General features: G+C 66.2%; 22 protein-coding genes. 18 read left to right on the top strand and 4 right to left on the bottom strand.

The genetic code is table 11. The annotated features are described in order from the left end of the window. Window positions 1-60: 60 nt before the first annotated feature. Window positions 61-1,326 carry a site-specific integrase gene (locus MB828_RS00665; RefSeq protein WP_301646458.1) on the bottom strand — a complete coding sequence of 422 codons (1,266 nt, stop codon included), beginning with the start codon at window positions 1,324-1,326 and terminating at the stop codon, window positions 61-63. A gap of 48 nt (window positions 1,327-1,374) precedes the next feature. Next, window positions 1,375-1,743: a helix-turn-helix domain-containing protein gene (locus MB828_RS00660; RefSeq protein WP_301646457.1), complete on the bottom strand. Its 369-nt coding sequence runs from the start codon at window positions 1,741-1,743 to the stop codon at window positions 1,375-1,377. Window positions 1,744-3,067: 1,324 nt separating this feature from the next. On the opposite strand from MB828_RS00660, the gene MB828_RS00655 reads away from it, so the two are divergent. The 9 genes from MB828_RS00655 (at window position 3,068) to MB828_RS00615 (ending at window position 14,396) form a co-directional block, all read left to right on the top strand. Continuing rightward, window positions 3,068-4,270: a helix-turn-helix domain-containing protein gene (locus tag MB828_RS00655; RefSeq protein ID WP_301646456.1), complete on the top strand. Its 1,203-nt coding sequence runs from the start codon at window positions 3,068-3,070 to the stop codon at window positions 4,268-4,270. A gap of 292 nt (window positions 4,271-4,562) precedes the next feature. After that, window positions 4,563-4,976, top strand: coding sequence for an ATP-binding protein (locus MB828_RS00650; protein ID WP_301646455.1), 414 nt, complete (start codon window positions 4,563-4,565; stop codon window positions 4,974-4,976). Window positions 4,977-5,160: 184 nt separating this feature from the next. Next, window positions 5,161-6,144, top strand: a complete 984-nt coding sequence (locus tag MB828_RS00645) for a hypothetical protein (RefSeq protein WP_301646454.1) — start codon at window positions 5,161-5,163, stop codon at window positions 6,142-6,144. Window positions 6,145-6,222: 78 nt separating this feature from the next. Next, on the top strand, window positions 6,223-7,737 hold the full coding sequence (locus tag MB828_RS00640; protein WP_301646453.1) for an amino acid permease: 1,515 nt from the start codon (window positions 6,223-6,225) through the stop codon (window positions 7,735-7,737). After that, a complete protein-coding gene (locus tag MB828_RS00635) occupies window positions 7,734-9,155 on the top strand; it encodes a glutamine synthetase family protein (protein ID WP_301646452.1) in 1,422 nt (473 codons plus the stop codon). The genes MB828_RS00640 and MB828_RS00635 overlap by 4 nt, the downstream gene beginning before the upstream one ends. Then, entirely contained in the window at window positions 9,124-9,873 is a 750-nt protein-coding gene (locus tag MB828_RS00630) for a hypothetical protein (protein ID WP_301646451.1), read from the top strand. Before MB828_RS00635 ends, MB828_RS00630 begins: the two co-directional genes overlap by 32 nt. Before the next feature lie 211 nt (window positions 9,874-10,084). Then, window positions 10,085-11,002, top strand: a complete 918-nt coding sequence (locus MB828_RS00625) for a TauD/TfdA family dioxygenase (RefSeq protein ID WP_301646450.1) — start codon at window positions 10,085-10,087, stop codon at window positions 11,000-11,002. Beyond that, window positions 11,002-13,188 (top strand): B12-binding domain-containing radical SAM protein, encoded by a 2,187-nt coding sequence (locus tag MB828_RS00620; protein WP_301646449.1) that lies wholly within the window; start codon window positions 11,002-11,004, stop codon window positions 13,186-13,188. Before MB828_RS00625 ends, MB828_RS00620 begins: the two co-directional genes overlap by 1 nt. Then, window positions 13,185-14,396 (top strand): UDP-N-acetylglucosamine--N-acetylmuramyl-(pentapeptide) pyrophosphoryl-undecaprenol N-acetylglucosamine transferase, encoded by a 1,212-nt coding sequence (locus MB828_RS00615; RefSeq protein ID WP_301646448.1) that lies wholly within the window; start codon window positions 13,185-13,187, stop codon window positions 14,394-14,396. Before MB828_RS00620 ends, MB828_RS00615 begins: the two co-directional genes overlap by 4 nt. Window positions 14,397-14,916: 520 nt before the next feature. Here MB828_RS00615 and MB828_RS00610 read toward each other — a convergent pair. Then, window positions 14,917-15,630, bottom strand: coding sequence for a hypothetical protein (locus MB828_RS00610; protein WP_301646447.1), 714 nt, complete (start codon window positions 15,628-15,630; stop codon window positions 14,917-14,919). Then, window positions 15,627-16,814 carry a hypothetical protein gene (locus MB828_RS00605; RefSeq protein ID WP_301646446.1) on the bottom strand — a complete coding sequence of 396 codons (1,188 nt, stop codon included), beginning with the start codon at window positions 16,812-16,814 and terminating at the stop codon, window positions 15,627-15,629. Before MB828_RS00605 ends, MB828_RS00610 begins: the two co-directional genes overlap by 4 nt. Window positions 16,815-17,243: 429 nt before the next feature. Here MB828_RS00605 and MB828_RS00600 point away from each other — a divergent pair, with 429 nt between their 5' ends. From MB828_RS00600 to MB828_RS00560, 9 genes are all read left to right on the top strand, one after another. Then, window positions 17,244-17,567, top strand: a complete 324-nt coding sequence (locus MB828_RS00600) for a hypothetical protein (protein ID WP_301646445.1) — start codon at window positions 17,244-17,246, stop codon at window positions 17,565-17,567. Window positions 17,568-17,659: 92 nt separating this feature from the next. Beyond that, on the top strand, window positions 17,660-18,367 hold the full coding sequence (locus tag MB828_RS00595) for a hypothetical protein (protein WP_301646444.1): 708 nt from the start codon (window positions 17,660-17,662) through the stop codon (window positions 18,365-18,367). Then, window positions 18,357-19,904 carry a hypothetical protein gene (locus tag MB828_RS00590; protein WP_301646443.1) on the top strand — a complete coding sequence of 516 codons (1,548 nt, stop codon included), beginning with the start codon at window positions 18,357-18,359 and terminating at the stop codon, window positions 19,902-19,904. Before MB828_RS00595 ends, MB828_RS00590 begins: the two co-directional genes overlap by 11 nt. 31 nt (window positions 19,905-19,935) lie before the next feature. Beyond that, a complete protein-coding gene (locus MB828_RS00585) occupies window positions 19,936-21,435 on the top strand; it encodes an SCO6880 family protein (protein WP_301646442.1) in 1,500 nt (499 codons plus the stop codon). 2 nt (window positions 21,436-21,437) lie between these two features. After that, window positions 21,438-22,817, top strand: a complete 1,380-nt coding sequence (locus MB828_RS00580; RefSeq protein WP_301646441.1) for an ATP/GTP-binding protein — start codon at window positions 21,438-21,440, stop codon at window positions 22,815-22,817. Then, window positions 22,814-24,634, top strand: a complete 1,821-nt coding sequence (locus MB828_RS00575) for a type IV secretory system conjugative DNA transfer family protein (RefSeq protein ID WP_301646440.1) — start codon at window positions 22,814-22,816, stop codon at window positions 24,632-24,634. The genes MB828_RS00580 and MB828_RS00575 overlap by 4 nt, the downstream gene beginning before the upstream one ends. Next, window positions 24,627-25,232, top strand: coding sequence for a hypothetical protein (locus MB828_RS00570; RefSeq protein WP_301646439.1), 606 nt, complete (start codon window positions 24,627-24,629; stop codon window positions 25,230-25,232). The genes MB828_RS00575 and MB828_RS00570 overlap by 8 nt, the downstream gene beginning before the upstream one ends. A gap of 29 nt (window positions 25,233-25,261) precedes the next feature. After that, entirely contained in the window at window positions 25,262-25,591 is a 330-nt protein-coding gene (locus MB828_RS00565; protein ID WP_301646438.1) for a hypothetical protein, read from the top strand. A 263-nt stretch (window positions 25,592-25,854) separates the two neighbouring features. Then, window positions 25,855-26,127, top strand: coding sequence for a hypothetical protein (locus MB828_RS00560; RefSeq protein WP_301646437.1), 273 nt, complete (start codon window positions 25,855-25,857; stop codon window positions 26,125-26,127). The last annotated feature ends 31 nt before the right edge of the window (window positions 26,128-26,158 follow it).

Genomic DNA, 26,158 nt, shown 5'->3' with positions numbered 1-26,158 from the left:
CGTCGTCGAGTCTTTCACATTAGGGGCGCACTGGGTCAAGTCCCCTTCTCGGACTCGCCATCAGGCGGCTTGTTCCCCGGACGGGTCCAACGGGGTGAACAAGCCGCTGAAGGTCGTGACGGCCACACCCTCCACGGCCCGCGGTGGGTGGGCATAGGTCTCCCATGTCTCGGCGAACCGTGCATGTCTGCTGAGAGCCTGAACCGTCTTCGGGTCGTGCTGACCGGACGCGCCAAGCTGAGATGTGTAGAAGTGCTTGAGGTCATGGAACCGGGTCTCTGGCGGCAGGCCGGCCAGCCTGACGGCGGCACGCCACTTCTCGTTGAAGTCTCGGCCCGAAACTGGCCGGCCGTATCGATTGGTGACGATCAACCCCTCGTCTGGAGGCGAAACCCAGCCGCGGCGTCGGCGGTCACCTTCCGCGCGGTGACTCACCGGCGCGAATTGGGGAAAGCGTTCGATGTGCTTCCTCAGCTTGTCGATGAGGAAGGCGTCAACAGGCAAAGTTGCCGCGCTGGCCTTGGTCTTGAGCTTCGCCGACTTGCCTCCCTGCCGCTGTTCCTCGATGTACAGGAGGCCCTCAGACCAGTCGACGGATGTCTTCCTGAGGCCGATGGCTTCTCCTTCACGGAGACCTGCGCATGCGGCGATCCACACGAAGACCTCGAAACGTGGCTCGACTTCCCGCATCGCGGCAGCGAGGCGGGTAACCTGCTCTGCGCTGAGGGAGACTTTGACACGTCCCTCCACTTCCGGCAGCTCGATCCGTGACACGACGTTCGCCGGCAGAGGAACGTCCTCGTCGATCATGTAGTTGACGAGGATGCGCCAGGTTTTGAAGATCTGAACACCGTAGACGCCGCCAACGGTAGGTTGGTCGATCAGGTAATCTACGAGGGCCATGCTGTCCTTGCGGCGCAGCGTCCGGGCGATGTACTTCCCGAGGAACGGAATAATGTGGACCCGGATGTGCGTGTCGTACGTATCAGTCGTGTTCTTGTTCTTGTTCTTCTTCCTTCTGCGCTCAAGGAATTCTTTGGCGTAGAACTCGACTGTTTCGTTACCTAGGTCTGGATCGACCCAACTGCCGTTTCGGATCTGGAGTCGGACCTCGTCTAGATGGTCACGTGCTGCCTCCCACGTCTCGAACGCTGGACGGCGAACCTTGCCGTTCGGGTCCGTGTAACGAGCCTGCCATTGCTGCCCCCGCCCATGGTCGGCTGAAGGGTGGAGGGGGTTCTTCTTTGTGCCGCATTTGCACGGTATGTCAGCAGGTTTCGGATGCCTTTTATGCCATCGATCAAATGGGGCATCAGACTCGGCCACTGTTCCCCTTTCGTTGGTGTGTTCCGGTTTTTCCAGAGTCCTTGGTGCCTAGGGATCCTGGAGCTTAGGTGGCTCGGCAAGCGCGCCGTTTTTGATGCGCTCGAAAAGGTCGTTGACCTCATGCTCGCTGTAGCGTACACGGCTGCCATTCCTGTTACCTTCAGGGTTGTCTCCCGGTCCTGGTCGATAGTACGGGCCAAGAGGGTAGGCGTGCAGAAGGCCGCGGTTGGTCCAGCGGCGCCGTGTTGAAGGTGAAATGCCAAGACGCTCTTCTACCTCGCGGGGCATCATATAGCGATCGGTGGAATCCGTTGTGGTGCTTTCGGGTGCCTGTTTTGATTTGCTTATCGAGGCGTCCGTGTTTGCATTTTCGGTTTGACTCGAAGTGGAAGGCTTTCTGAACATGGCATCCGGCAAGATCCAGCCTCCTCTGGCCACGTCTCCTCACTCGCGGCGGGTTGACCTGGTGTCAATCTCCTGGTGGGAGCGGGCCAGAGTCTTCCGTCTACAAGTGTTTATGTGCGAAGCCGACGCTAGCTCAACCGCTCCGGATGTGACAGATCTAGTGTGTGCGATATCGGCGATTTGCGGCATTTCGTCGTAAACAACTGTAGATGAAAATATGTAGCGTCGTCGCCGTGCGCCGCTCCTGGAGCGCGTGAGGGTGGACCGCTGGCCTACGGAGGCGAGGCCACGGGATGAGAGTCGGCCCATGACAGCGGTCCTTGTGGACTCGCGCGGCAAGTAGGCGTCCCCGTACCTCCTTCGCGGCGTTGCCAAAGGCGACCGACGCCCATGTATCCGGCAATTTCATGACGATCCGTCGGTTCTGATGGCGGCGCATTCCGGGTGTTCGAGCTGGCGATGAACATGCCTGTGGCCCAGCTGCTGCGTCGGGCGGTGCCGGATTCCACTGCTCCGACCGGAGGGTGACTCATCAGGACAGGGCGTCGTTGCTGGTCAGCCGAGGTTTGGGCAGGGCGGTGATCGTCTGGGGTCGAGAGTCAGTGACGGGACGGAGCCAGCGGCGCCGATCGGTAGTCCCGAACAGGGCGATGTCGCGAGAACACCCGGGTGAACAGGGACTCCACCGTGCGCACCTTTCAGGCGTTGGTGCGCCGAGCAGAAGCCGCAGCGGGTGTCGCGCACCCGTGCACGACTACCACCTACTCCGCGTACGGACTGCACCTCATTCGGGGCGGCCGCGCGGGGGAGTTCGTCCCGACACCGTCCGCCAGCACATGATCGCATCTGGAACTGGCAGCCCGCGGGAATACGCCTCGATTCCTCGAAGGTGCAGGGCAAGCTAGGCACTTGACGCAAGGAGCGACGGCAGGCCGGCGGGGAGGTCGACCCGGGCGGCCGCGCTCACCATGCCCTACCTGCTCGGACTGCCGACACGGTCTACGACCGGCCACACCAGGTCAGGCAGGAGCCCCCTATGGACCTGGCGCCGATCGGCGGGTTCATAGACAGGCCGGACTCGGAGGAGCTCGGAGCACCGCGTTCGAGGGACTTGATCCCTCAAACTCAGCTTCGCCCAGTCAGCTGTGATCCGGCTGGCCCGGGACGCCTAGTTCGTTGCGTTCGCCAAGGTTTCTGTGCACAACCCTGCTACGAAGACGCTCAAGTGGCGGGCCAGAAACGGAAACCCCCGCTCCACCTGGAAGCGGGGATCGTCCGTCCCCACGTAGCCGATCGCGGGGTACCGTTCTGGTGTCGAAGCAGAACAGGAGCCAGTATGCACGCTCTGCCCGAAGACCACACCGGCGTGCGCATGCGGCGGCTACGCCGCGAGCGCCACCTCACCCAAACGGCAGTCTCGGAACTGACCGGAATCCCATACAGCACGTACACGAAGACGGAGCAGGGTGTCATCGCTGCCACTCCGCACGTCGTCGCAGCTTTCGCCCGTGGCCTGCGAATCGAGGTCTCCACCGTCGTCGGGCAGCCCTACGCAGACGAACTGCGGGCCGACGAGCTCGACGTTCTGATAAGGCCAATTCGGGAGGCCCTGGACATCTATGACCTGGGGGCGGATCCCGACATCCGTCCGCGTCGACTCGAAGAGCTCAACGAGGACGCTGAGGCCCTCCTGGTGGCCGTCCGTGCCGGCGAGATCAAGCAGGCAGCCAGCAATGTCGCCGGACTCATCGAAGAGGGCACCACTGCCGCTCACGCGCTGAACAGCACGGAAGGGTGGCTGACGCTCGCGTCGTTCTATCGCACGGCCTACGACGTCGCCGCCAAACTCGGGTTCTCGGACCTTGCCCAATTGTCCCTCGCCCGTATGGACTGGGCGGCCCAGCGCGGTTCCGACGCTGTACTCGGCGGTATGTTCCAGTATCTGCGTGCGCTCACGTACCTGCGCGAGGGCAAGTACGCGATCGGACAGCGTCTCGTCGCCAGAGGACTGTCGACTCTTCAGCAGGCGGACGGATCTCGCGATCGCGAGGTCGTCACGGGGCAGCTCCATCTCGGGGGCGCGGTGATGGCAGGTCGGGCACACGATCAGAACGAGGCCCTGTCTCACCTTGAAGAAGCGGAGCGAATCGCAGCAGCGACTGGGGAAGCGGTCAAGGTGCACTATCTGACGTTCGGTCCGACGAACGTTCAGGTGCACCGTGTGTCCGTCCTCGCAGAACTCGATCAGTATGGCGAGGCGGTCGAGGCCACCCGAGGCTTGTCCATCCCGCAGGACTGGCCGAAGTCCCGCACCAGCCATCATTTCGCCGAGGTCGCTCGTGCGCAGATGTGGACCAACCGCCTTGAGGACTCGTTCCAGAACCTCCTCAAGGCTCGTAAGGCGGCACCGCAACAGGCTAAGTACCACCCGACGGTACGCGAGACGTACGCCGGTCTGGAGGCGGCCCACCGCCGACTTCCTGAGACCTTCTTGTCGTACGGGTCGTGGTTGAGTTCGGCAACCGGGCAGGTCATCTGACGAGCTGTCACCCTGCGTCAGGCTCTGGCCCCAACTATCATCAACTGATGATAGTTGGGGCCTAGTTGTGGGACCACCATGTCGGCACTGGCCATTTCGACATGGAGCCGACCATGACGATCAACCTTGCGGGCCAGGAGCGCACCCGTCGACGCGCTCCTGCTGAAGCCCGTTCCGATGCATCTCCACGTTCTCCCAAGGTGCGGCTTCGCCCGCGCTCCGCCAAGAGGGCGTGATGGCGACGCCAGCCGTACAAAGGCCGGCTGTGGTGCTCAGCACCTACCAGCCCGTGATGGACGAGCAGTTCTCCATCGGCCCGCTGGAGCCGCTCACAGATGCGGCCCAGGTGGGCGTCATGCGCCGCATCGCGAAAGCCGCGCTCCAACGCCATGGACTGGCCGCCCTGGTCGACGCCGCTGCCCTGGTCGTCTCCGAACTCGTCGGCAACGCGGTTCTGCACAGCGGGACGGCCGAAGTCCGGACGATCATGGTTGTCCGCTCAGGGATCCTGCACATCGTCGTGGTCGACGGCATGCCGGGACAGGCGGTGCTCAGAACCGCTGACGATGTTGCAGAGTCCGGGCGCGGCTTGTTCCTGGTCGAAGCCGTCGCGGCCGAGTGCGGCGGTTCCTGGGGCACGTCCTGTGCCGGCGCCTGTACCTGGTGCCGCCTCCCCGTGCCCGATCACCCCGTCAACCAGGCGTAGCACGGTCCTTCCTCATCGCCTGGCGCCGCGACCGCGCGCTCGGCCCTCTCGCCACCAGCTAGCGCCCCAACGCCGGCTGCATGCCGATTCCTATATCCACGAAGGCCCCCCATGTCCTTACAGCCGCTCCGCATAGCCTCTGTTCCTAGCTCCGCCCTCCCGAGCCTGTCCGGGAGGCACTCCGATGACCGGTAGTGGCATGGTCCTGTCACCGCATCCTGCCGGGTGGGACGAGGCGCTACGGCTCGCGCTCGGAGATCTCCAGCTCGACCGATGGCGCTCCACCAAGGAAGTGCTCGCCAGAGCGGACTCCTGGGGACAATTGACCTCCCAGAGTCAGGTCCTCGCGTCGGCTGCCGCCAAAGGTCGAGCCATCGAAGCCTGGTGCGCGGAGGAACCGGGCGACGCCTACGCGCTGATGATGCTGGCCCGGGTCTTGACCCAGCGGGCCCTTACCGCCGGCCGTGCCGGAGTCGACCGGCATTCTTTGCTCGGCGTCTGCACGAGAGCCCTCGAAGCGTGCGTCAGCGCCGAGGCCGTGTGGCCGCAGTGCCCGATTCCTGGCGTGTGCCGGCTGGCGGTCGCGACGCTGGACCTCGACCCGTACCGCCCGCTTGCCCGAACGGCCTGGGCCGCTCCGCCGGAGAAGCTGCTCCTCCCCGGCCCGTGGCCTCTGCTGGACGCCGTCGACCAACTGGACCCGTGCAACCGCGAGGCCTACCACCGCATGCTCCAGACCTTCACGGCCCGTCGGAGCGGAGCGCTGAACTTCGCCCGCTATGTGTCCGACCGGGCGCCCCTGGGATCGCCGCTGCGCGTACTTCCGATCTACGGATTCGTCGAGGACTACGCGCTTCAGCTCAGGTCGGGCAGAGGCGGGGCCATCAGCTACTGGTCGACCGAGCTGTGCCGCTACCACGTCACACGGGCCAGAGACGGGTGGTTCGCCCGCCTGAAAGACCCCCGCAGCGCCTCGCTCCTGGACCTGAACTACCTGGCCTACGGCCTCGGGGTCACAGGGCTGCCCGGAGCAGCTGCTGTGTTCGAGGCGATCGGCCCCTTCGCAACCCCCGCTCCGTGGGAGCAAGCGCAGTCGGCGAAGTGGTGGGAGGACAGCTTTGCCGCCGCCCACCGGAACGCGATGAGGGAGACCCGTCGCCGCCGATGAACTGCCGGTCCCCGCCCCCCTGCGTACTGCAGAGCATTCTCTCCTGAACTTACCCACCCATCAGAGAAGGATCACCCGGTGTCAAGACACCTACGTGCTGGCCAGCAGCCGCTGCGTCCCGACAAAGAAGTCCTCGCCAGTCTCGGCTACAAGAGCGTCCTGGCCCGCAGGATGACGGGCTTCGGCAACATGTCGATCTCCTTCACCGTGATCAGCATCCTGTCGGGCTGCATGACCCTGTACGGGTTCGGGCTGCTCACAGGCGGGCCGGCCGTAATCATGTGGGGCTGGCTCGGCGTCGGCCTGATGGTGCTGCTGCTCGGCATCGCACTGGCCGAAGTCACCTCCGCGTTCCCCACCTCGGGCGGCCTGTACTACATGGCCGATCGCCTGGGCGGGCGTACCTGGGCCTGGTACACAGGCTGGTTCAACCTTCTCGGCCTGGTCGGCGGGATCGCCGGCATCGACTACGGCGCCGCTACGTTCGTCGGCGCATTCGCCAACCTGCAATTCGGGTTCACCCCCACACCGAAGTCGATCATGGTCATCTTCGTGGTGATCCTGGTGGCTCACGCCCTGCTGAACATGCTCGACATCAAGGTCATGTCGCTGCTGAACAGCGTCTCGGTGTGGTGGCACATCGGCGGTGTCGCGCTCATCGCCGGCCTCCTCTTACTCGCCCCCGCTCAGCACCAGTCCGCTCAGTTCGTGTTCACGCACTTCAACAACGGCACCGGATGGCACAACGGCCTCTACGTGGCCGCCCTCGGGCTGCTGATGCCGCAGTACACGTTCTGCGGATACGACGCCTCTGCGCACCTGTCGGAGGAGACCGCCCAGGCTCAAATATCCGCCCCCCAGGGGATGGTCCGAGCCATCTACCTGTCACTGATCTGTGGCTTCGTCCTGCTGTACGGACTGACGTCAGCGATCCAGAACTACGCCGGAACCCTGGCTACCAGCACGGGCGTTCCGCCGGCGCAGATCTTCATCGACGTCGTCGGTGTCGGTGTGGCCAAGCTGCTCCTGCTCATCGTGATCGGGGCGCAACTGTTCTGCGGCAGCGCAGAGACCACGGCGGCCAGCCGAATGGTATTCGCGTTCTCCCGGGACGGCGCCGTGCCCTTCGCCAACGTGTGGCAGCGCGTCAATTCTCGTCAGGCGCCTGTTGCCGCGGTGTGGCTGTCCGTCGGCCTGGCCTTCCTCATCGCGCTGCCGTCGCTGTACTCGCCGACCGCCTACGCCGCGGTCACCGCCATCAACGTCCTCGGGATCACCCCGGCCTACGCGATCCCCGTGTTCCTACGGCTCAGGGCGGGCAAGCGCTTCCAGGCGGGCCCATGGAACCTCGGCCGGTTCTCGAAGGTGGTCGGCTGGACGGCTGTGCTGTGGGTGGGCTTCGTCACCGTCCTGTTCTGCCTGCCGCAGGTCTCCCCCGTCACCATCCACTCGTTCAACTACTCCGTGGTCGTGTTCGTCGGGATGCTGCTGGCGGCGTGGGTGCTGTGGGTCACCAAGGGGCGCCGGACGTACACGATCCCCCAGGTGGGCAACACCGCCACCCACGAGCGCGTCATGGGAGACATGGTATGAACAGCCAGCACTTCACCCGCACCGTTGAGATGGCCGGCTTTATCACCCCAGAGACCCTGGCGAAGGGCGCGACCACAGGGGACATCCGCACGGTGATGGCAGCCGTCCCGGACTTGCAGGGCCGTCTCCAGGGCAAGCGGCTCGCTGCGTTCCCGCTCGTACGCCGCATCGAGCAGAACCCCCAGTCCCGGGCACCGCTGATGGAGGCCTGCGCGTACATCCTGGCCACCAACATCGAGATGGACCCGATGCCGACCGCTCTCACGAGCTGGGCGGACGGGTACAGCGATATGCAGTTCGTTCCGGACTGGGACACCTTGCGGATCATCCCCTACAGCCCGGACACGGCACTGGTCATCTGCGATGCCGTCCACCACGACGGGACCCCCCTGTCAGTCGCGCCCCGCCAGATGCTGCGCACCCAACTGGCCAAGCTCACCGAGGCCGGCTACGAGGCTCGGATCGGCCTGGAGAGCGAATTCATGCTCTACGACGCAGATGGTCAGCCGGTCGTCCCGCACAACATGGACTACGCGCTCGACCATCCCCCCGAGCTGGTCGACTTCCTCCGCCACCTGGAAGACATGCTGACCGACTCCGACATCCCTCTGGAGGCGATCAAGACGGAGGGGGCGGCCGGCCAGATCGAGGCCACCTGCCGCTACGGGGAGGCGATGCAGGCCTGCGATAACTACACCATCTACAAGCAGATCGTGAAGCACCTGGCCCGACGGCGGGGCTTGACGGCCTCGTTCATGGCCGCACCCGCCACCGGGGTAGGCAGCGGACTGCACCTGCACCTGTCCCTGTGGCGTGACGGCAAGCCAGCCTTCAGCGCAAGCGCCCAGCAGGACATGCCCACCGAGACGATGCGGCACAGCCTGGGTGCCGTCACTGCGGGCCTGCCCAGCGACGTCCTCCAGCACAGTGTCGGCGGGCTGATCGAGGTGATGCCCCAGCTCGGACCGCTGTACGCGCCATACCCCAACTCGTACCACCGATACGCAACCGCCTACGCGTTCGCTCCTCAACGGATGAGCTGGGGGTTCGACAATCGAGGCTGCGCCATTCGCGTGGTCGGGCACGGAGAGGGCATCCACCTTGAGGTCCGGCTCGGCGGGGCTGACACCAACCCCTACCTCTACGTGGCGGCCACGCTTGCCGCGATCATCCGCGGGATTACCGAGAAGAGGACACCGACCGAGCCATGCATCGGAGACGCCTACAGCGACCGCAAGTCCCTGCCCCTGCGGAAAGACCTTGCCGCGGCAACCGACGCCTTCGAGACCAGCACCCTTGCACACGTCCTGCTGGGTACCGACGTCGTTCAGCACTACACGACGGTAGCCACAGCCGATATCGACAGACACCGCGGCGAAGTCACCGATGTCGAACGGCGTCGCTTCACCACCGCCTGACGGCGCGATGGACTCGGCCCGGACAACGAGGGACGCCGCCCTCGAACACGGTGTGGTCACAGAACGGATGTACTGGCGTGGCAAGCCCGTGCCGTACATCACCCGATGGACGGCCGAGTCCGTACCTCAGCCGCGCGTGGTCCGTCGCATCACGCCAGCCGGCGAAGGCATCGGGTTCGAGGGCGAAGACCCCCGAGCCGATCGCCGCTACGGGGTACTGTCCATCCGGTCTGCTCTCGCACGAGGCTGTGGCGAGCCAAACTTCCGCCTGGTCCACCCCCACCGGCAGCGGCGGGCGATGGAACACAGCCTGTGCCAGGTGTGCAGCGGCCCGGCCGACACCCGAGCCGACGGCCGCACTCTGTACCTCCTCGGCGCCGCGAAACCAATCGCCGAGGTGGAGACGACGACTGCTCCACCAGTGCATCCGCCCTGCGCCATCGAGGCGGTGGAGCACTGCCCGCCGCTGGGGCGCGGGCATGCAGTCGCGCTTGTGGAGAGGGCCACGTTGTACGGCGTCGCCGGGGTCATCTATGACCCCGAGACGCTGGCGCCGCTTCCTCACGTCGGGACGCGGCCCGGTGAACTCGCTCACGTCGACATCGCCGCGGCCGCCAGCCGCTGGACGCTTGCCAGCTTCACGGTCGTCAGCCTCCACGGTGTGACAGCGGTCAGCTCCGAGGAACTGCACGCCATGGCCAACGCCACCGCGAGTTGAAATGCGCCCCCTATCCCACCTTTCGGCATAACCCCGGATCCCGCCCCCCGCGCCTTCGCTCGTCAAGTAACAGGTACGGGAGGCGGGCCCCAACTTCCCGGCGCTCCTGGGGAGACAAGCGGCTCCACCCGCTTCCTCCCCTGGGGCTTGCCCCTAGCGCGCCGGGCCTCCATCCACTCCGCGAGCACAGAAGGCATTGGAGACAACCAGTATGGCTACAGCGACCGACGCATTTCGCGTCACCCTTCCCGACCCGCTCATCGACCTCTTCGGCAAGCGCATCGGCGATCTGCCGGCGGCCGAGCTGAAAGACGGACTCCTGGACTCCTCAGTAGCCGAGCAGTACGACGGAGTGCGCGCCGATTCGGGCGAGGCGCAGGCCGTCTTGAAGCGCCTGCGTGACCTTCTCGACAACGAGCACGGAGATGGCTTCGCCGTCCTCGAAATCGCCCCCCTCTTCGACTACTACGGGATCGACGACGCGCAGAAGGCCGCGACCGTCATCCTGTCCTGGCTCGCGACGCCGCTGCGGGCCTTCGACAAGTGGCCGCTGTGGAAACCCATCGGCACGAACCTGGCCATCGACCCGATGCGCGCCACCGGGTCCGGCTACAACCCGCTGCACATCGACGTGGTCAACGCCACTCAGCCGCCGGACTACAGCGCCCTGCTGTGTGTGCGCCCCGACCCGCGCGGCCAGGGGTACAGCCTCGTCTCCCAGCTCCGCCGAGCCGTGGAGCGACTCAGCGACGACGAGCGAGCGCTGCTCGCCGAAGCGGTCTACGCCGACGGCGCGTTCTATGCGCTCACCGGTGTTGGAGACGACTACAACCCGTTCCCCGTCCTGGACGGGCTCCCGCTGGCCGAGGGGTTCGTGCGGTTCACCGCGAAAATGCTGCCGGACATGGACCTGTCCGACCCGCACACCAGCGCCGCCCGTGCCCTGGAGCGCGAGCTGATCGCCGAACAGCAGCGGTTCCGTCTCGACAGCGGCGACCTGATCATCGTGAACCAGCACCTGTGTGTGCACGGCCGCGAGCCCCTCGGACCCGAACAGGAGTACGTACCCGAGGAATACCGGCGTCTGCTCTGGCAGATGTTCCTGCGCTCCGCGAAGGCTGCCTGCTGATGACGGCCATCGACCTGGGGATGCCGCTCGCCGCGGCGGCGTCCCCGCGCGTCCCCGAGAAGCGGCCGGCATTCAAGCTCAGGGTCTGGCTGTGCGACCTGACGTACACGCAGCAGGCTGTGTCGGCCGAGACGATGCCCCAGGCGGTCGCCGGGCTGGCGACCCACGTGGGCACCGTCATGGACGTCCAGCACACCCCGCGGATCTTCAAGTTCCCCGAGGACCTGGCCACGGCGCTGGAGAACGAGGGCGCCCCGGACGTTATCGGGTTCTCGCACTACATCTGGAACGCCCATGTCTCGATCGCGTTCGCCCGGGTCATCAAGGAGCAGTGCCCGCGTACGGTCGTCGTCATGGGCGGCCCGCACTACCCGATCCTGCGGGCCGACCAGGTGACCTTCTGGCACCAGCGGCTGGCCGGCGCCACGGACTTCTACATCGACGGCGAGGGCGAGATCGCGTTCGCCGACCTGCTGCTGCACCTGAACAGCAAGCCGGCGGCCACGGTGCGGGACACCATCCCCGGCGTGCACTCCCTGACCGCGGACCGGCGCGAGGTCTTCACGCCCCGCCCACGCAAGCGCATCCACGATCTGGCCGAAGTGCCCTCGCCCTACCTGGCCGGCCTCCTGGACACCTTCTTCGAACGCGGAGGCGTCCCAACCATCACCACCACCCGCGGCTGCCCGTTCGCCTGCGACTTCTGCACCGAGGGACAGGGCTACTTCAGCAAGGTCGCCAAACGGCCGCGCGACGAGGTCGAAGCCGAACTGCACTACATCGGCGCCAAGATGGCGCCCCTCGTCCGCGCAGGCACGTCCCGCAACGAACTGCTGATCACTGACAGCAACTTCGGGATGTTCCCGGAGGACAAGCACACCTGCCAGGTCATCGCCGAGTGCCAGAAGCGGTACGGCTGGCCACGCGTCGTCAACGTGACCACCGGCAAGAACCAGCGCGAGCGCGTGCTGGACGCCGTCGCCCAGGTTCCCGGCACGATCAGCCTGTCCGGGTCAGTGCAGTCTCTCGACCCCAACGTCCTGGCTGCCGTTCACCGTAAGAACATCAGCACCGAAAAGATGATGGAGATCGCTCTCCAATCGGCACAGGCCGGCACCCCCTCGTATAGCGAAGTCATCCTGGCGCTGCCCAACGACTCCAAAAAGAAGCACTTCGACAGCCTCCGGGGGCTGATGGCCGCCCGCTTCGACCGGCTGAACATGTTCCAGCTCACGCTGCTGCCCAGCAGCGAGATGTACGCCCGCGCCTACCGCGAGAAGTGGGGCCTGGGCACGAAGTGGCGGGTCATGCCTCGCTGCTTCGGCAAGTACACCGTCCTCGGCAAGGAGGTCCGCACTGCCGAGCTCGACGAGGTGTGCGTCGAGCTGCCGAACCTGTCTTACGACGAGTACCGCGAGTGCCGGGTCATGGACCTGCTCGTCTCCTCCCTGTACAACGGCGGCGTGTTCGGCACGATCGTGGCGGTACTGCGTGCACACAGAATCGAGCCGATGACGTGGCTGGAGGAGTGCCTGTCCCAGTGGCACGGCCCACAGATGGAGACGGTCCTCGACGACTTCCTATGGGAGACCGACGAGCAGCTGTGGGACAACCGCGAGGACCTCATGCGCTACGCCGCGGCCAACGTGGACCGGTACATCAGCGGGGACCTGGGCAACAACCTGCTCTATACCTACCGCATGCGGATGATCTCCGAGGCCCTGGAAGACCTGGCGGACGTCGCCGAACGGGCGGCTCTGGCCGTGCTGCGGCGTGCCGGCGTCGCCAAGGGAGGTGCCTCGCTCGTCGCGCGGGTGGTGCGCGAGGGCGCGGCCTACCACCGGTTGAAGCTGTCGCAGGTGTTCATGGCCGACCCGCCCGCCGAACTATCGCAGGTCGCTGCCTTCGACATCGACCTCCTGCTGGACGACGCCCGCGCCGGAGCGGAGTCACCGGACATGCGCCGGTATCGCCTGTCCGCGCGGATCGACCGGCACTTCGTCCTCACCGACCGGCAGCGGTCCACGCTGCGCACCTACGTGGGCCAGATGGGCGCCACGGCGGCCGGAATCGGATGGCTTCTGACCAAGGTCAGAATGCCTGATATCGTCCGGGAGGTTCGTACGTCCGCCGGCTACGGCTCGTCGGACGCGGAGCCCTCACGATCGGATGCTGTCACCCCGTGACCGTCAATGAGCTCGCCGCCCGTTTCGCCACCTTTCGCCGCCCCTTCAAGCTGATGGTGACAGGTGGTGGAACGGGCGGGCACACCTACCCGGCTCTCACCGCGATCCGCGAGTTGCAGTCCGTCCTCCACCGTCACGGGGCGGTCGCCGAGGTGCTGTGGGTCGGCACCGCCGAAGGCCTGGAAGCCCGGGTAGCGCCCGCCGAGGGCATTCCGTTCGAGGCGGTACCCACCGGCAAGCTCCGCCGGGCCAGCAACCCGCTGAAGATGATCAACGCAGAGAACATGCGCGATATGGGGCGCGTCCCCAAGGGAGTGATCGAAGCCCGCACGATCGCCAAGCGCTTCAATGCGGACGTGATCCTTTCGACGGGCGGATACGTTGCCGTGCCGGTCGGCTTCGCCGCCCGCGCCACGAAGACACCGCTCGTGATCCACGAACAGACGGTGCGCCTTGGACTGGCCAATCGGGCGCTCGCCCGGTTCGCGACCGCCGTCGCAGTCTCCTCCGAGTCCACCCTGAAGCTGCTCCCGGACAACGTGGCAGCGTCCGCTGTCGTCACCGGCAACCCGGTCCGTCCCGCCGTCTTCACCGGCGACGCGACCAAGGCCGTTCCAGCACTCGGGATGCCCGGCTACAACCCGAACCTGCCGACTGTGTACGTGACCGGCGGTGCACAGGGCAGCGAGCAGATCAACAACATGGTGCGCGAGAACCTGCCGTGGCTGTTGTCGGTGGCGAACGTCGTCCACCAGTGCGGACCGAACTGGGTGGAGAAGTCGAGGCAGTACGCCGAGACCCTGCATCCCGAGGCGCAGCTCCGCTACTGGGTCGACGGCTTCGTGGGCCGTGAGCTGCCCGATGTGCTGGCCCTGGCATCGGTGGTCGTCGCGCGCAGCGGGGCGGGAACGATCTCGGAGCTGACTGCGCTGGGCAAGCCGTCCGTCCTGGTGCCCCTGGTTCCGTCAGCCGGTGACGAGCAGGAGCACAACGCACTGCACCTGGAACGGGCCGGGGCTGCCGTGGCGCTGGTGAAGGAGCGGGCCAACGCGGCAGAGCTGCGGCAGGCCTTGGAACCGATCCTGCTGTCCCCGGAGCGACGGTTCGAGATGGCCCAGGCCGCCGCTGGTCTCGGCAAGCCCGACGCTGCCATGCGGCTCGTAGAAGTGCTGCTGAGCGTCGGGCTCGGCGAGACCTCACACCGCTGACAGATCTGGCGACAGCCTCCGTCTCACCCAGTACCGGCCGCTCCGTGATCCCCGCCCCGGCGGGGATCACTGCGTTCATCCGCACTACAGCCTGACCCATGTGTAACGATCCGCGCTGTTGCCGTGTCCATATGGCACTGAGGCATTGACGCAGGGGGCCACTGAGGTAGCGGAAGGCTGTACCTGACGACGGCGGCAGTGCGCGATCAACTGGAACTGAGGAAGGGCCGCTTTCCCAGGCTCCACAACCTGAGCTTTCAGAAGCCGTTCCGTCGGCCACGGCGCCAGGCCCAGAGTGCGCCCACGGCTGCTACGCCAAGGGACTCGCACGCAACGCTGGGGGCGCCGCCGGCCTTAGAGGCTGCCAAGACGCCGGCGACGATGAGCACGTACGGGAGGGAGAAGAGAACGATGCGGCCGAGGTGTGTGGGGTTCATGCATCAAGTGTGGGCACATAGAGCACCGTTGGCCATCCGAAATTGCCTGTATCCGCCAGCTGATACAACGGATCCCCGCTTCGCTATGTGGAGGCAGATAGGTCTCGGACAAACGCAATCATGTACGCGGCTGTCTCCTCTGCTTCGGCGGGTTGAAGCCGACGCCAGCAGCCGAGTGCGTTGCCGACGGCGCGAAGGGTGCTGCTGTGCTGTGGTCCGAGGTGGCGGTGCCAGGCCCGAGCCATGAAGACCCAACTCTGCAGGCCGTATCGGAAGTCCTGGTCCAGCCAAGCGATGTCACCACGGACGAGGCCGACTGCCAAGGTGAAGACATGGCTTGGACCGAACTTCGCGGAAAGGTCTGCGAGTAGTTGATCTGCATCGCGTGCGGCTTCGGCGAAAAGGTTCTGGTTGGCGGTTGCGCAGATCGAAAGGAGCCGTCCGCGGTAGGGCTCGGGTAGTGGCTCGTACGGCCGGTCCGGCGGCACGGGGTCCAGGGAATTGGGCTGCGGCGGCATCGGCGGATATGTTGGCGAGGCAGGGGGATGAGCCTCGCCGGCCACGGGATTGCTGGTGCCGTCGGTCTCGACCCGGATCGTAGTCGTGTACTGCGCCTGCTCGTCCTGGATCACCGCCCGGACCGACATCTCCAAGGCTGCAGCCTCTAGTTGGAGATGCGCCAGGACGGCGTCGTTAAGCGGGACGCCGGGAGGCGGCGTGAAGTATTCCTCGTCTATGAAGCAGGTCCCGTCGGGTGTGATCCGGATCTGCACCGGGTCTGGAGAGATGTCGCTCACTGCGATTCCACCTGCTTGCCCGGGAGGAGGGGGATAGTGCTGATTCCGGCAGCGCTTGGGAAGTTCGGCTCGGCCCATCCGCGGTACCGCAGGCGCCAAGCGCCGTCGGTGAGCTCCTTCCGCGAGACGATGGCGATCTTGCCTTGGTGTGGGTAGTCGTCGCCTACATCGTTGCTGGCCACCTGATCGTTGCCCAGGTTGAGGGCGACGTGCCCAGCCGGGCTGCCTGTGTCATAGAACAGCAGTGCCCCCGCGGGCGGCGACGCGTCTCCCGGGTGTGCGAGTCCGGCGTCAACGAGGCTGTTCCAGTGAACGTTGGCCGTTGCCGATCCGGATGAGCCCCAACCGTAGGCCTGCGCTACGAAGTTGTCGCACATCCGGTACCAGCCCGTCTTACCTGCTTCATTCCGGGCGCTCGCGATGGCCTGGGCGGCGGTGCGAGGGTTCTTGACATTGAATGTTGCCTTGGGGTCCTTGCCGCCGGTGGCGGCTGGGTCGTTGCAGCCCGTGCTGATTGACGTTACGGCGTGGGTTCCCCAGGTCTTGGCGACCAGCGAGCCGGCTGCGGACTCCCACTTGGCGTACTCGTTGCGGTACTTCTCGGCGGGGCGCTGGATCGTGGCGGCGACATTGGCGAGGGAGTTCTGCTGCCAGTTGTCGACCTTGACAAGCCGGTCGTAGAACTGCCCGGATGCGTAGACCGGGTCGGTTAGCTCGCTGACCGTCCCCCAGCCCTGTGAGGGCCGCTGCTGAAAGAGCCCCACGCTGTCCGCGTGGCCGTGGTGCAGGTTGTTGAGGGTGCTTTCCTGCATGGCGACCGCCACGGCGATGACGGCGGCGCGAGGTGAAAAGTTCCTGGTCCGGGCGACGTTGGTGATGGAGGCCGCGTTGCGCACCTGCCGATCGGACCACTTGGCGCTGTTCTGCGCGCCCTCCGGATGCAGGGGAACCGTCACCTGGGTACCGCTTGCTTCCTGCTCGCCGCTGAACTTGGGATTCTCGCCTCCTGCACCGGCACCGCTTTCCCCGTTTCCGATCGACTCAAGGCCGTTCTGGCAGGTGTTGGCGTTGGCCTGGGTCGTGGCACCGCTGACTGCGAGGACGCAGAGCGAGAGCACCGAGACGCCTGCCGCAGCAACGCCGATGGCGGCCGTGCCGAGACCATTCATCCCCACCTCGGACATAAACGAGTGTTTATGAAACAAGGTCAGTGAACCTCACTCGCCGCAGAACGGCTACCCACTTCAGCTGTCTCAGGCTGTCAAGCGACCGCATCCGCGCAGAGGGCTCGTGTCGGGGAATCGCTGCAGGCCACGGGGCGACAGGCAGGGGCGGCGTGCTGTCTATCCATCCCGAGGCGTCGCATGTGTGGAGAGAAGTGGCTCCTGAACAGTGCATACGTGCTTCGGTGCGAGTTTGGGACGCCTTTCGGCGAACCATATGGCCACGCCGTCGCCCGGGGGTGGCTGCGCTCTCAGAGCTTGCCCGCGGAACGGGGCACTTTGGTCTGTCTAGTAATAAACGCTTGTTGTCAAGTTTGCGTGTATGTACCTTTCACTGTCGCGGCCGGTTTCGGGTCGACCTGCGCAACGAGGGGGGAAGGGAGTCGGGGGATGCCCGTTTCACAACACCTAGTGGAGCTTGCGGCGAGTGGTGACATCGGCACCCTCGTGAACGGGCTGTCCCCGGATTGGGGCCCGTTCGGGAAGCTGGGTACAACGGGGCGAACGGTGATCCAGGCCCTCATGGCCGGAGTCGTTCTCGTCCTGGTGGGACGCGCGATTCTCGGCGCCGCGCATCTCAAGGTCGGTGAGGGGCAGCACGATGTCGCCCAAGTCAGCAAAGGTAAGAAGGAGATCGCAGGCAGTCTTGTCGGGGCCTTCGTCGTCGCTTCAATAGGAACGATCTTCACGATCGTGTACGGGATGGGCATCTAATGGCCGGCCAGAGCCCCCGTAGCAGGGGTACCCGAGTCCTCATCGATGAGGCGCCGACCGAAGTGCAGGGCGGCAAGCCCTGGTGGTGGGGAATGGCCATCACTGGAGTGGTATTCCTCGCGCTGGTCATCCTCGCGGTGTTCATGAGCCTTTCCGGGGGTGGCGGCGCCGGATCCGACGGCTCATCCGATGGCCAGGGCCAGAATGCACCAGCGGAGAAAGGCGCCACGGGAGGGGACACCAAGAGCACAGCGAAGAAGTTGGTCAACGGTGTCCCGGTCGGCTACACCCACAACCAGGCCGGCGCGGTACAGGCCGCGGTGAATTACCAGGTGGCGCGCTCATCAGCCGCCTACTTCACCGACGAGAAGGCCCGACACGCGACGCTCACCGCGATGATGACCAGCCAGGCGCTGGAGCGGCAGATCCGCAACGACGACATCGGTATGCAGCAGGTCCTCACCTCGCTGGGCATCATCGCCGGGAGCGCCGACGAGCTGGTCGCACGTGGCGCGGCGATGGGCACCCGGGTTACCACTTATACCGATCAGGTGGCCACAGTCGACGTGTGGATGGCCGGACTCGTGGGCGTCACGGACAAGAACGCTCCGATGCCGGTATCCGCGTCGTGGACCACGTACACGCTGACCCTGCAGTGGCAGTCCGGTGACTGGAAGCTGTCCGCGATCACTTCCGTCAACGGCCCGACGCCCCTGGATGCAGGCAGCGACAGCCCCACCAGCGTGGATGAGTTCCGCGCGGCAGATCGGGAGTTCAATGCGCCCCCGTATGTCGGCTGAGACTCATTATCGGGTACGGACCCGCCTCGTCTGGATAACCGGCCTGACCGCCACCCTCAGCATCATGCTCGCCCCGGGCCAGGCCCAGGCGAACGACTTCTCCGACTGGTCCTGCAAGAACATTCCGTTCGCCGACAAGGTCTGCAATGTCGTCGAGAAGACGAACGAGGCCATCGACTTCGCGAGCGACCCCCTGGGGTACATCGCCCAGTTCTTCAACAACGCCGTGACCAGCATCTTCACCCAGATGATGAAGGCACTCGGATCGACCACGCGCATCGACTGGCAGGATCCGGGGTTCCTTCGGACCTACACCATGGCCTTTGCCGCTTCCACCGTGCTGACGGTCATCCTGTGGCTGATCGCCGTGGCTAAGAGGGCGATTCAAGGAGTTCAGCCACTCCAGGCGCTGGGAGAATCCATCGGCTTTCTGCTGATGTCGGTCCTGGTTTCCGCCTTCGCACCGCTAGCGGTCGCGTACACCGTACGACTCTTCGACGAGGCCGCCGAGGCCATGTTCAAGCCCGTGGCCGGAGACGCCGCCGACATGGTGCTCACCGTCACGACAGCGATGCTCGCGCTGATGCAGATCCCCGGCGGCGCCATCATCGTCATCTTCTTCAGCCTGTCACTACTGGCGGCGGTGGCCGGCGTATGGCTGGAGCTCATCGTCCGCAACGCCTTGATCCTCTCCGGACTCGTCTTCGGACCGACGGTGTTCAGCGGCCTGGTGGACCGAGACCTGTGGGGACACACCAAGCGCTGGTGCGGTGTCATGGTCGCGGTCATCGCCTCAAAGTACGTGACGTTCACGGTCATCGCTCTCGCCACCGGAACGCTCGCTTCCGAAAACCCCAACATGAGTCTGGCCCAGTCCTTCGCGGCCGTCTTCACCGCCCTGGCGCTGCTGTTTCTCGCCTTTTACATGCCCTTCCAGCTCTCGAAGTTCCTTCCGGCGTTCGGCGACGAGGTGCGCGACATGTACGCCGCCCGTGACGACCTCAAGGGCCGGGCGAAGAACGCCGGTGACCAGGTGGGCGACTCCTACAAGGAACTCAAGTCGCGTATGGGCGGTGGCGACGGCGGCGGATCCGGTGACGACGGCGATGAGGGAGAGGCCGACGCCGCGGACGGCGAGGCCTTGAGCGGGGACGGCGCGACCGAGGCCGGAGCGGCTGAGGGAGCGGCTGCAGCGACCGGTGTCGGGGCGGTGGCCGGGGCCGCAGAGACGGGAGTTGACAAGACCAACGACGAGGCGGAAGCGGCCGTTGAACGCGGAGTCGATGGGGCAACCGCCGGTCTCGACTCCGGCGTTTCGTCCGCGGCGTCGACGGCGGGCGTCGCTTCCGACGGCGGCGGTGGTCACGCCTCCGGCGGGGACGCGCCGTCTGCCGGAAGCGCTCCTGACTCCGCTGTCCCGGACAGTGAGGAGGGGGGCGGGGAGCCGGTGGATCCGACGGGCCCGCAGCCCTGGCCGCCGCCTGAGCCTCCGGAGGAGCCGGAGCCGGAGCCGCCGCCGGCGGAGGAGATGCGCTGATGCCCGTCCCGACGCACGTCCAGGAGTAATTGTGGCTCGCACCTTCACCTACCCGCGGCCGCGGCCGCGCGGCCTGCTTGGCCGCAAGTTCGAAGCCGATGAACAGCTCGTCTTGGGAAGCGGGTTCGTCGGCGGGCTCATCGCTGCCTGGACCCTCGGCGGCATCCTGCTGAAGATCGTCGGCTTCGTGCTGATCGCCGGCGCCTGTGCCTGGGCCACTCTGGCGCCGCACCGTGGGCGCACCTACGTCCGGTGGTTCGAGATCAACCGGACCTACAAGAAGCTGCTGCGGGACGGCTCGCTGCTCTACCGGTCCAGGGCACCGTACGCCGGCCGGTACGCTGACGGCCGCCGCGTCCCCATCGACGTCCCGGTCGGCGTGCCGCGGAACATGCAGTGGATCACTGCCCGAACCGCGTTCGGTGAGATCGCGATCGTGCTGCAGCCAGACGAGCTGATGTTCACCGCTGTGGTCGAGGTGGAAGGACAGCGCGACTTCGGCAGCCTGGACACCGCCGACAAGGAGGCCCTGATCCGGGCCTACGAGCACCTGCTGAAAGCCACGGCCGACAGCGGCGGGCGGATCTGCCGCCTCCAGTGGATCAGCCGGGTCATTCCCACCGACCCCAACGCCCACGCCCGAGACGCCGCAGACCGCCGTGACAGAAACAGTCCGACGTGGCTACAGCAGTCGTACGACGACCTGATCCGGCGCGTCGCAGTCACCGCAGAAGACCGCCGGCTGCTGCTCGTGATGGGCATCCCCTACACCGCTGACCTGGTTGCCGAGGCCCGCCGCTACAACACCCTCCACGAGGGCTACGCGATCACGCTCGGGCAGGAGATCGAGAGCTTCATACGAACGCTCGGACGCGGACAACTGCGCCACGTCCGCAATCTCGACGAAGCCGGGCTGGCCTCCTACCTGCACCACGCCTACGACCCCAGCCACTGGATCGACGACACCGCCGGCATGGACAGAATCACGTGCTGGCCCGCCGTCCTCGACGCCCGCAACAAGAAGTACATGGCCTCCCGCAGTTGGGAGGCCACCGAGGACAACTGGTACTCGATGACCGCCTGGGTGAGGGAACTTCCCGTCCTCCCAGTCGGCATCAACTTCCTAGCGCCCGTCCTGCTCTACCTCCAGGACATCATCCTGTCGGTGTCCGTGGTCATGGACCTCGTCAGCACGGATCAGGCCATCACCGAAGCCATGGCAGACGCCACGAACGAGCTGGGCCAGGCGGACAAGAAGGCCGGACGCATCGAGGACCCGCGGGAACAGAAGGCCCAGAGCGCTTCCATACGCACCATGCGTGACATCGCCGACGGTGCGGCGGGCACGCGGCTCGCGGCCTGGATCACCGTCACCTCACCCACGCTGGACGCCCTGCGCCGGGACGCCGACACGGTCCGCGCCGGCGCCACCCGCGCCGGACTGCGGCTGGAGTGGTGCGACACCGAGCACCACCGGGCCTTCGCCAACACCCTGCCCTTCACCGCCGGACTGCTGAAGGAAGGGCGGTAGCGATGCTGGAGATGCTGCGGTGCCAGACACAGACCCGGCGACGGGCCGTCCGCTCGACCACCAGCCACGCCTGCGGCCTTTACCCGGCGGTCGGCGCGGCCAGCATGGACCCCCGTGGCGTGATCATCGGCCGGGAGGCCTACAGCGGCAAGGCCTACATCTACGACCCCTTCATCTTGTACAACCCGCAGGCGCGCGTCCGGCTCGCCAGCGGGCACGCGTTGATCTTGGGCAAGTCCGGCTACGGCAAGTCCGCGCTGGAGAAGACCTACGTGTTGCGGCAACTGCGTTTCCGTGACCGTAGCTTCGCGATTCTGGACGCGCAGGGCGAGGACGGCGCCGGCGAATGGGACGGTATCGCCCGGCAGCTGGGCATCACGCCGATCCGGCTCGTCTACGGTGCGGGCGACGTCGGCGAGGGAGTGCGGATCAACCCGCTGGACGGCCGCATCCCTGCCGAGCATCAGTTCAAGGTGCTCGTGTCCATGATGGAGATCCTCACCGGCGCCCTCACCTCGCAGACCAAGTTCGCCCTGGCCGAGGCCCACAAGACGGCCATCGCCGCAGCCCGCGAGCAGCAGCGCGTGGCGATCCTCTCCGACGTCCTGGACGGTCTGACCGCCCCGCAGGGGACTCTTCTCGGACAACAGCCGGTTACACCAGGGGAGTTGGTGGAGTGGGGCCAGCCGGCCGCGCTTGCCCTGGACTCACTGTGCAACCCCAGCCGTGACTTGGCGGGCATGTTCGACGGTCCGACGACCGAGGGCATCGACCTCGATGCCCGGTTGATCATCTTCGATCTGACGAAGTTGCCGCGCGAGGGCGAAGCCATGCCGCTGCTGATGGCGGTCATTGGGCCCTGGCTACGGTTCGGATGGATCAAGCCGATTGACCGGATCAAGAGGACTTTGATCGTCGAGGAGGCCTGGCACATCCTCTCCCACCGCCCGGTCGCGAGGTTGTTCGAGGAGCTGGTCAGGTACGGCAGGCGCCTGGGGTTGTCCTTCTGGGCGGTCCTGCACCACCTCGGGGATCTGCTCCTGGAGCAGGCCCCGGAGGCGGCGGCCATCCTGAAGCTGACGGCGACCAGGGTCGTCTATCACATGGACCGGGACGAGGCCGAGACCACCGCCAACTACCTGGGGCTTCCCGACTGGGCGCGCAAGGCGCTGGCGGACGGCTCCAACGTGTGCGCGCCAGGGCGTGCCATATGGCAGGTGGGTTCGCGGATCAACCTGGTGGAACATATCCGGACCCCGCTGGAGATCCGGCTGACGGATACGAACCGCAGGATGACTGAGCGGCAGCGAGAGCCTGGGAACCGCCAGGGCGCGCAAGTGTCGGCTCCGATGATACGCCTCCACAAGGGGGCTGCGGCATGATGCCGAAAGCGGCTACCCCGAAGACCGCGGCTCGCCTGCGCTTGGGTCGCGATGCCGTGTGGATCCTCCCGTTGATCGTGGCGTTCGCGCTCACCGCGCTGCTGTGGTTGACCGCGCTCCTGTCGGGTCTCCTGGCGCACGGCCAGCCGGCGGCCGTCAGCTGGGACTCCGCAGGCCATGCGATCGTTGCTGTATTCCGTCACCCCGGCGACCCTGCAGCTGCCTGGCCGCCGAGTGCGGGCGTAGCCGGCCCGCTCGTGTTCTGGCCCGCTTTCCTCCTGCTGCTTGCCACGGCAACCTCGGGGACTTGGAAGACGTACTGGTGGTGGGAGCACCGCGGCGTTGACGGCGCCGACGGGATGGCGACCCGGGCGCAGCTGGAGAAGGCCATGGGTGAGCAACAGGCCGTGGCTCGTGCCGGATCGCTGCGTCCCACACTCGCCGAGCAGAACCCCAAAGCCATCACCATCCGCGACGTCGCCGTCTACATCGGCAGCGCAGACCCCTCGGAGATCCATCTCTGGATCACGATCGAGGAATCGATGATCCTGGTCGCCCCGCCGCGCGAGGGAAAGACCTCCCAGATCATCCTTCCCGAGACCCTCGAATTCCGCGGAACGGTCCTCGCCACCAGCAGCAAGACAGACGTCCTATACAACACCGCACTTCTGCGGCAGGAACACGGCCCCGTCTGGGTTCTGGACCCGACAGGACTGTCCGGCTGGCCAAATCAGCTGCGCTGGCCGCTGACCGCAGGCTGCGAGGAATACCAGGTAGCGCGCAAGCGTGCCGAAACCCTCGCGGCGACCACAAAAAGCGAAGAGGGGACAAAGAATGGCGGGTATTTCGCGCTCAACGCGAAGACCCTTATTACCTGCTGGCTGCATGCCGCAGCCCTCCACAACCGGCCCGTCCTCGACGTGCTGGCCTGGGCGACGGACCCCGACAACCGCGAGGCCGTCGACCTTCTGGCAGCGAAGGGCAAGCACCTGCTCGCCGCCGCACTCGCCGGCCAGCACGCCGCGGCCGAGGAAGAACGATCCGCCACCTGGAGGACCGCAGAGCAGTCATTCATCGCGCTCTACGACGAGAAGGTCGCCGAGATCTTCGCCCCCCGAGGGGACGTGGACGTCTTCGACATCGAAACCTACCTCCGACAGTCCGGAACGCTGTTCCTGATCGGCGAGGACGAAGAGGGCTCCGCCCTGGCACCGCTGAATGCCGCTTTCGCCAAGGCGATGTTCGACACCGCCAAGAGGGTTGCCGCCCGCAGCCCTAACGGGCGCCTTCCGATTCCGCTCGGCTGCTTCCTGGACGAATTGGCCAACGTGGCGCCACTGCCGGAAATTCCGAGCCTGATGAGTGTCAGCGGCTCGCAGAACATTTTCATCATGGCGGTTCTTCAGGGCTACGCCCAAGCGGAGGAGCGCTGGGGCGCCCTGGGCGTGCGGAAGATGTTCGCCAGCGGCACGGTGAAGGTATTCCTGGGCGGAATCAGCGACCCCGAAGAATTGAAATCCTACAGCTCTCTCGCTGGTGAATTCGACGAGGACGTGGAGACCGTCTCCGATGACGGGGACCGGGTCTCGGTGTCCACGTCGGTGCGCCGCCGTGCGGTGGTGGAGCCTGCCACGATCCGGATGATCCCGGAGCGCGGCGGGATGGTGTTCCACCGCCGCACCCCCGCCACGCTCGTCACGTTCATTCGTGCCCACGAAGGGCCGCGGGCGGCTGAGATCAAGGAAGCCACCCGCAAGGCGCACGAGATGGTCGCTGACCGCGTCCGGCTGGAGAAGGCGGGCGGCGGCCATGGCTAGCGGCTTCGATGACATCTTCGCCGAACTCACCAACATCAACGCCGAGCAGGTGCTCCTCAGCGAGCGCGTCAAGCTGCTGGAGGAGCAGCTGGAAGCCGGAGGATTCGGCAGCGGGGACGCCGACGGCGAACAGAAACGCCCGGTCGGTGCCCCGGTGCGGTGGCACGAACTCGACGCCGAGGAACGCGCCGCGCTCTGGCCTCAATTCGTCCACTGGGTGATCTGGGCCGCCGACCGGTACGAGATGACCACGGACCAGCTGCCCAGGCAGTGCTGGTGGAAGCACGGCGCGGTCGTCGAGGAACTCACAGCGCTGTGGACCTCCCACGAGTCGGCCTACGCCGGCGGGGAGGACGGGGGGTCGGCGCCGTACCTGTGGCAAGACGCCCTCGCCCGGGCCGTGGAGCGGATGGGCCGGTTCTGGCTCGGCGCGTGCCGCAACGGCCAGCACCGGGCCCGCCACCGCGATGCCCCCTGGGGCGGAGACGCGGACTACCTCGCGCTGCTCCTGGCCGCCGAAGGCCCCGAGCCCGACGGCGAAGCAGCAGGCCCGGGCGGCGACGACCCGCCCGATCCGGACGAGGACGGCAGCGGATGACGACACAAGCCGGGAGCCAGGAGCCAGACATGATCACGAACAGGTACGGGCGGGCTGCCCTGGCCCACTTGCGTGAACATCTGCCCGGCCGGTACGGGATGCTGCCGGACCCGCTGGCGTATTTCACCCGACTCGGGGAGAAGGCCGAGCGGCAGGCCGGGGAAGTGACGGACGCGATGGTCCTAGCGGGCACGCCCGTCGGCGGTGAGACCAGTGAACAGCGCTCCCGAAGGCTCCTTGCGGTCCAGGACGAGGCCGAACAGGTCGTGCTCCGCGAGCTGATCCGCTCGCCCGCCGCTCCTTCCCCGGACGACGCCCCCTCCGCCCGAGATCTCACCGTGCCGTCATCCCCTATCTGACCCAGCCCACCCGCAGCCCGTTGGACACAACTGGCCTTTTCGACGTTGGGAGCAGGCGTTGAGTACACCGCAGCAGCCCGCCGACGACAATTCGATCAACGACAGCGGCTTCCTGCCCGGCCTGGACTTCGGTGACCAGGAACCTCCGGCGCGTGAAGGGGCTGCGGCACGCCCGGACGGCCCGGCGGCGGGAGAGGATGAGACGGGGCACCCGGTCCCGTCCACCAGGTCCAACCGTGCAGAGCAGTCAGGGGAGTTCGTTGATGAACCGGTACGGCGCACAGGCGATGACGCACTGGAAGGAGCACAAACCCCAGGCGTTCGGGGAGCTGGAGAACCCGGAGGAGTTCTTCACGGAACTCGGGGAGGAGATCTCGACGGAGATCGAGACCCGGGCCCGGGACCTGGCGGGCCAGGAGCCGGATGGGGAGGGATACCTGCAGCGCCTGCAGCGGCTGAACACCTCCCGTTTGACAGCGGAGGGCGAAGTTCTGAGGGAGAGAGTGCTCCTGGACGTGGAGCCGGACCAGGAGTAGCACGGCCCCGGCACCGTACGGAGCGGGAGCG

Source organism: Streptomyces arenae (assembly GCF_022343545.1).
GTDB lineage: Bacteria > Actinomycetota > Actinomycetes > Streptomycetales > Streptomycetaceae > Streptomyces > Streptomyces humi.
Note: the sequence above shows the minus strand (reverse complement) of the source record. Positions and strands in the feature narration are given on the sequence as shown.

What these genes read in the sequence shown, in the direction of transcription:
- MB828_RS00655 (WP_301646456.1), top strand. Translation starts at nt 3,068, where the DNA reads ATGCACGCTCTGCCCGAAGACCACACCGGCGTGCGCATGCGGCGGCTA.
- MB828_RS00650 (WP_301646455.1), top strand. Translation starts at nt 4,563, where the DNA reads ATGGACGAGCAGTTCTCCATCGGCCCGCTGGAGCCGCTCACAGATGCG.
- MB828_RS00645 (WP_301646454.1), top strand. Translation starts at nt 5,161, where the DNA reads ATGACCGGTAGTGGCATGGTCCTGTCACCGCATCCTGCCGGGTGGGAC.
- MB828_RS00635 (WP_301646452.1), top strand. Translation starts at nt 7,734, where the DNA reads ATGAACAGCCAGCACTTCACCCGCACCGTTGAGATGGCCGGCTTTATC.
- MB828_RS00630 (WP_301646451.1), top strand. Translation starts at nt 9,124, where the DNA reads ATGTCGAACGGCGTCGCTTCACCACCGCCTGACGGCGCGATGGACTCG.
- MB828_RS00625 (WP_301646450.1), top strand. Translation starts at nt 10,085, where the DNA reads ATGGCTACAGCGACCGACGCATTTCGCGTCACCCTTCCCGACCCGCTC.
- MB828_RS00620 (WP_301646449.1), top strand. Translation starts at nt 11,002, where the DNA reads ATGACGGCCATCGACCTGGGGATGCCGCTCGCCGCGGCGGCGTCCCCG.
- MB828_RS00605 (WP_301646446.1), bottom strand. Translation starts at nt 16,814, where the DNA reads ATGTCCGAGGTGGGGATGAATGGTCTCGGCACGGCCGCCATCGGCGTT.
- MB828_RS00600 (WP_301646445.1), top strand. Translation starts at nt 17,244, where the DNA reads ATGCCCGTTTCACAACACCTAGTGGAGCTTGCGGCGAGTGGTGACATC.
- MB828_RS00595 (WP_301646444.1), top strand. Translation starts at nt 17,660, where the DNA reads ATGGCCATCACTGGAGTGGTATTCCTCGCGCTGGTCATCCTCGCGGTG.
- MB828_RS00590 (WP_301646443.1), top strand. Translation starts at nt 18,357, where the DNA reads ATGTCGGCTGAGACTCATTATCGGGTACGGACCCGCCTCGTCTGGATA.
- MB828_RS00580 (WP_301646441.1), top strand. Translation starts at nt 21,438, where the DNA reads ATGCTGGAGATGCTGCGGTGCCAGACACAGACCCGGCGACGGGCCGTC.
- MB828_RS00575 (WP_301646440.1), top strand. Translation starts at nt 22,814, where the DNA reads ATGATGCCGAAAGCGGCTACCCCGAAGACCGCGGCTCGCCTGCGCTTG.
- MB828_RS00570 (WP_301646439.1), top strand. Translation starts at nt 24,627, where the DNA reads ATGGCTAGCGGCTTCGATGACATCTTCGCCGAACTCACCAACATCAAC.
- MB828_RS00565 (WP_301646438.1), top strand. Translation starts at nt 25,262, where the DNA reads ATGATCACGAACAGGTACGGGCGGGCTGCCCTGGCCCACTTGCGTGAA.
- MB828_RS00560 (WP_301646437.1), top strand. Translation starts at nt 25,855, where the DNA reads ATGAACCGGTACGGCGCACAGGCGATGACGCACTGGAAGGAGCACAAA.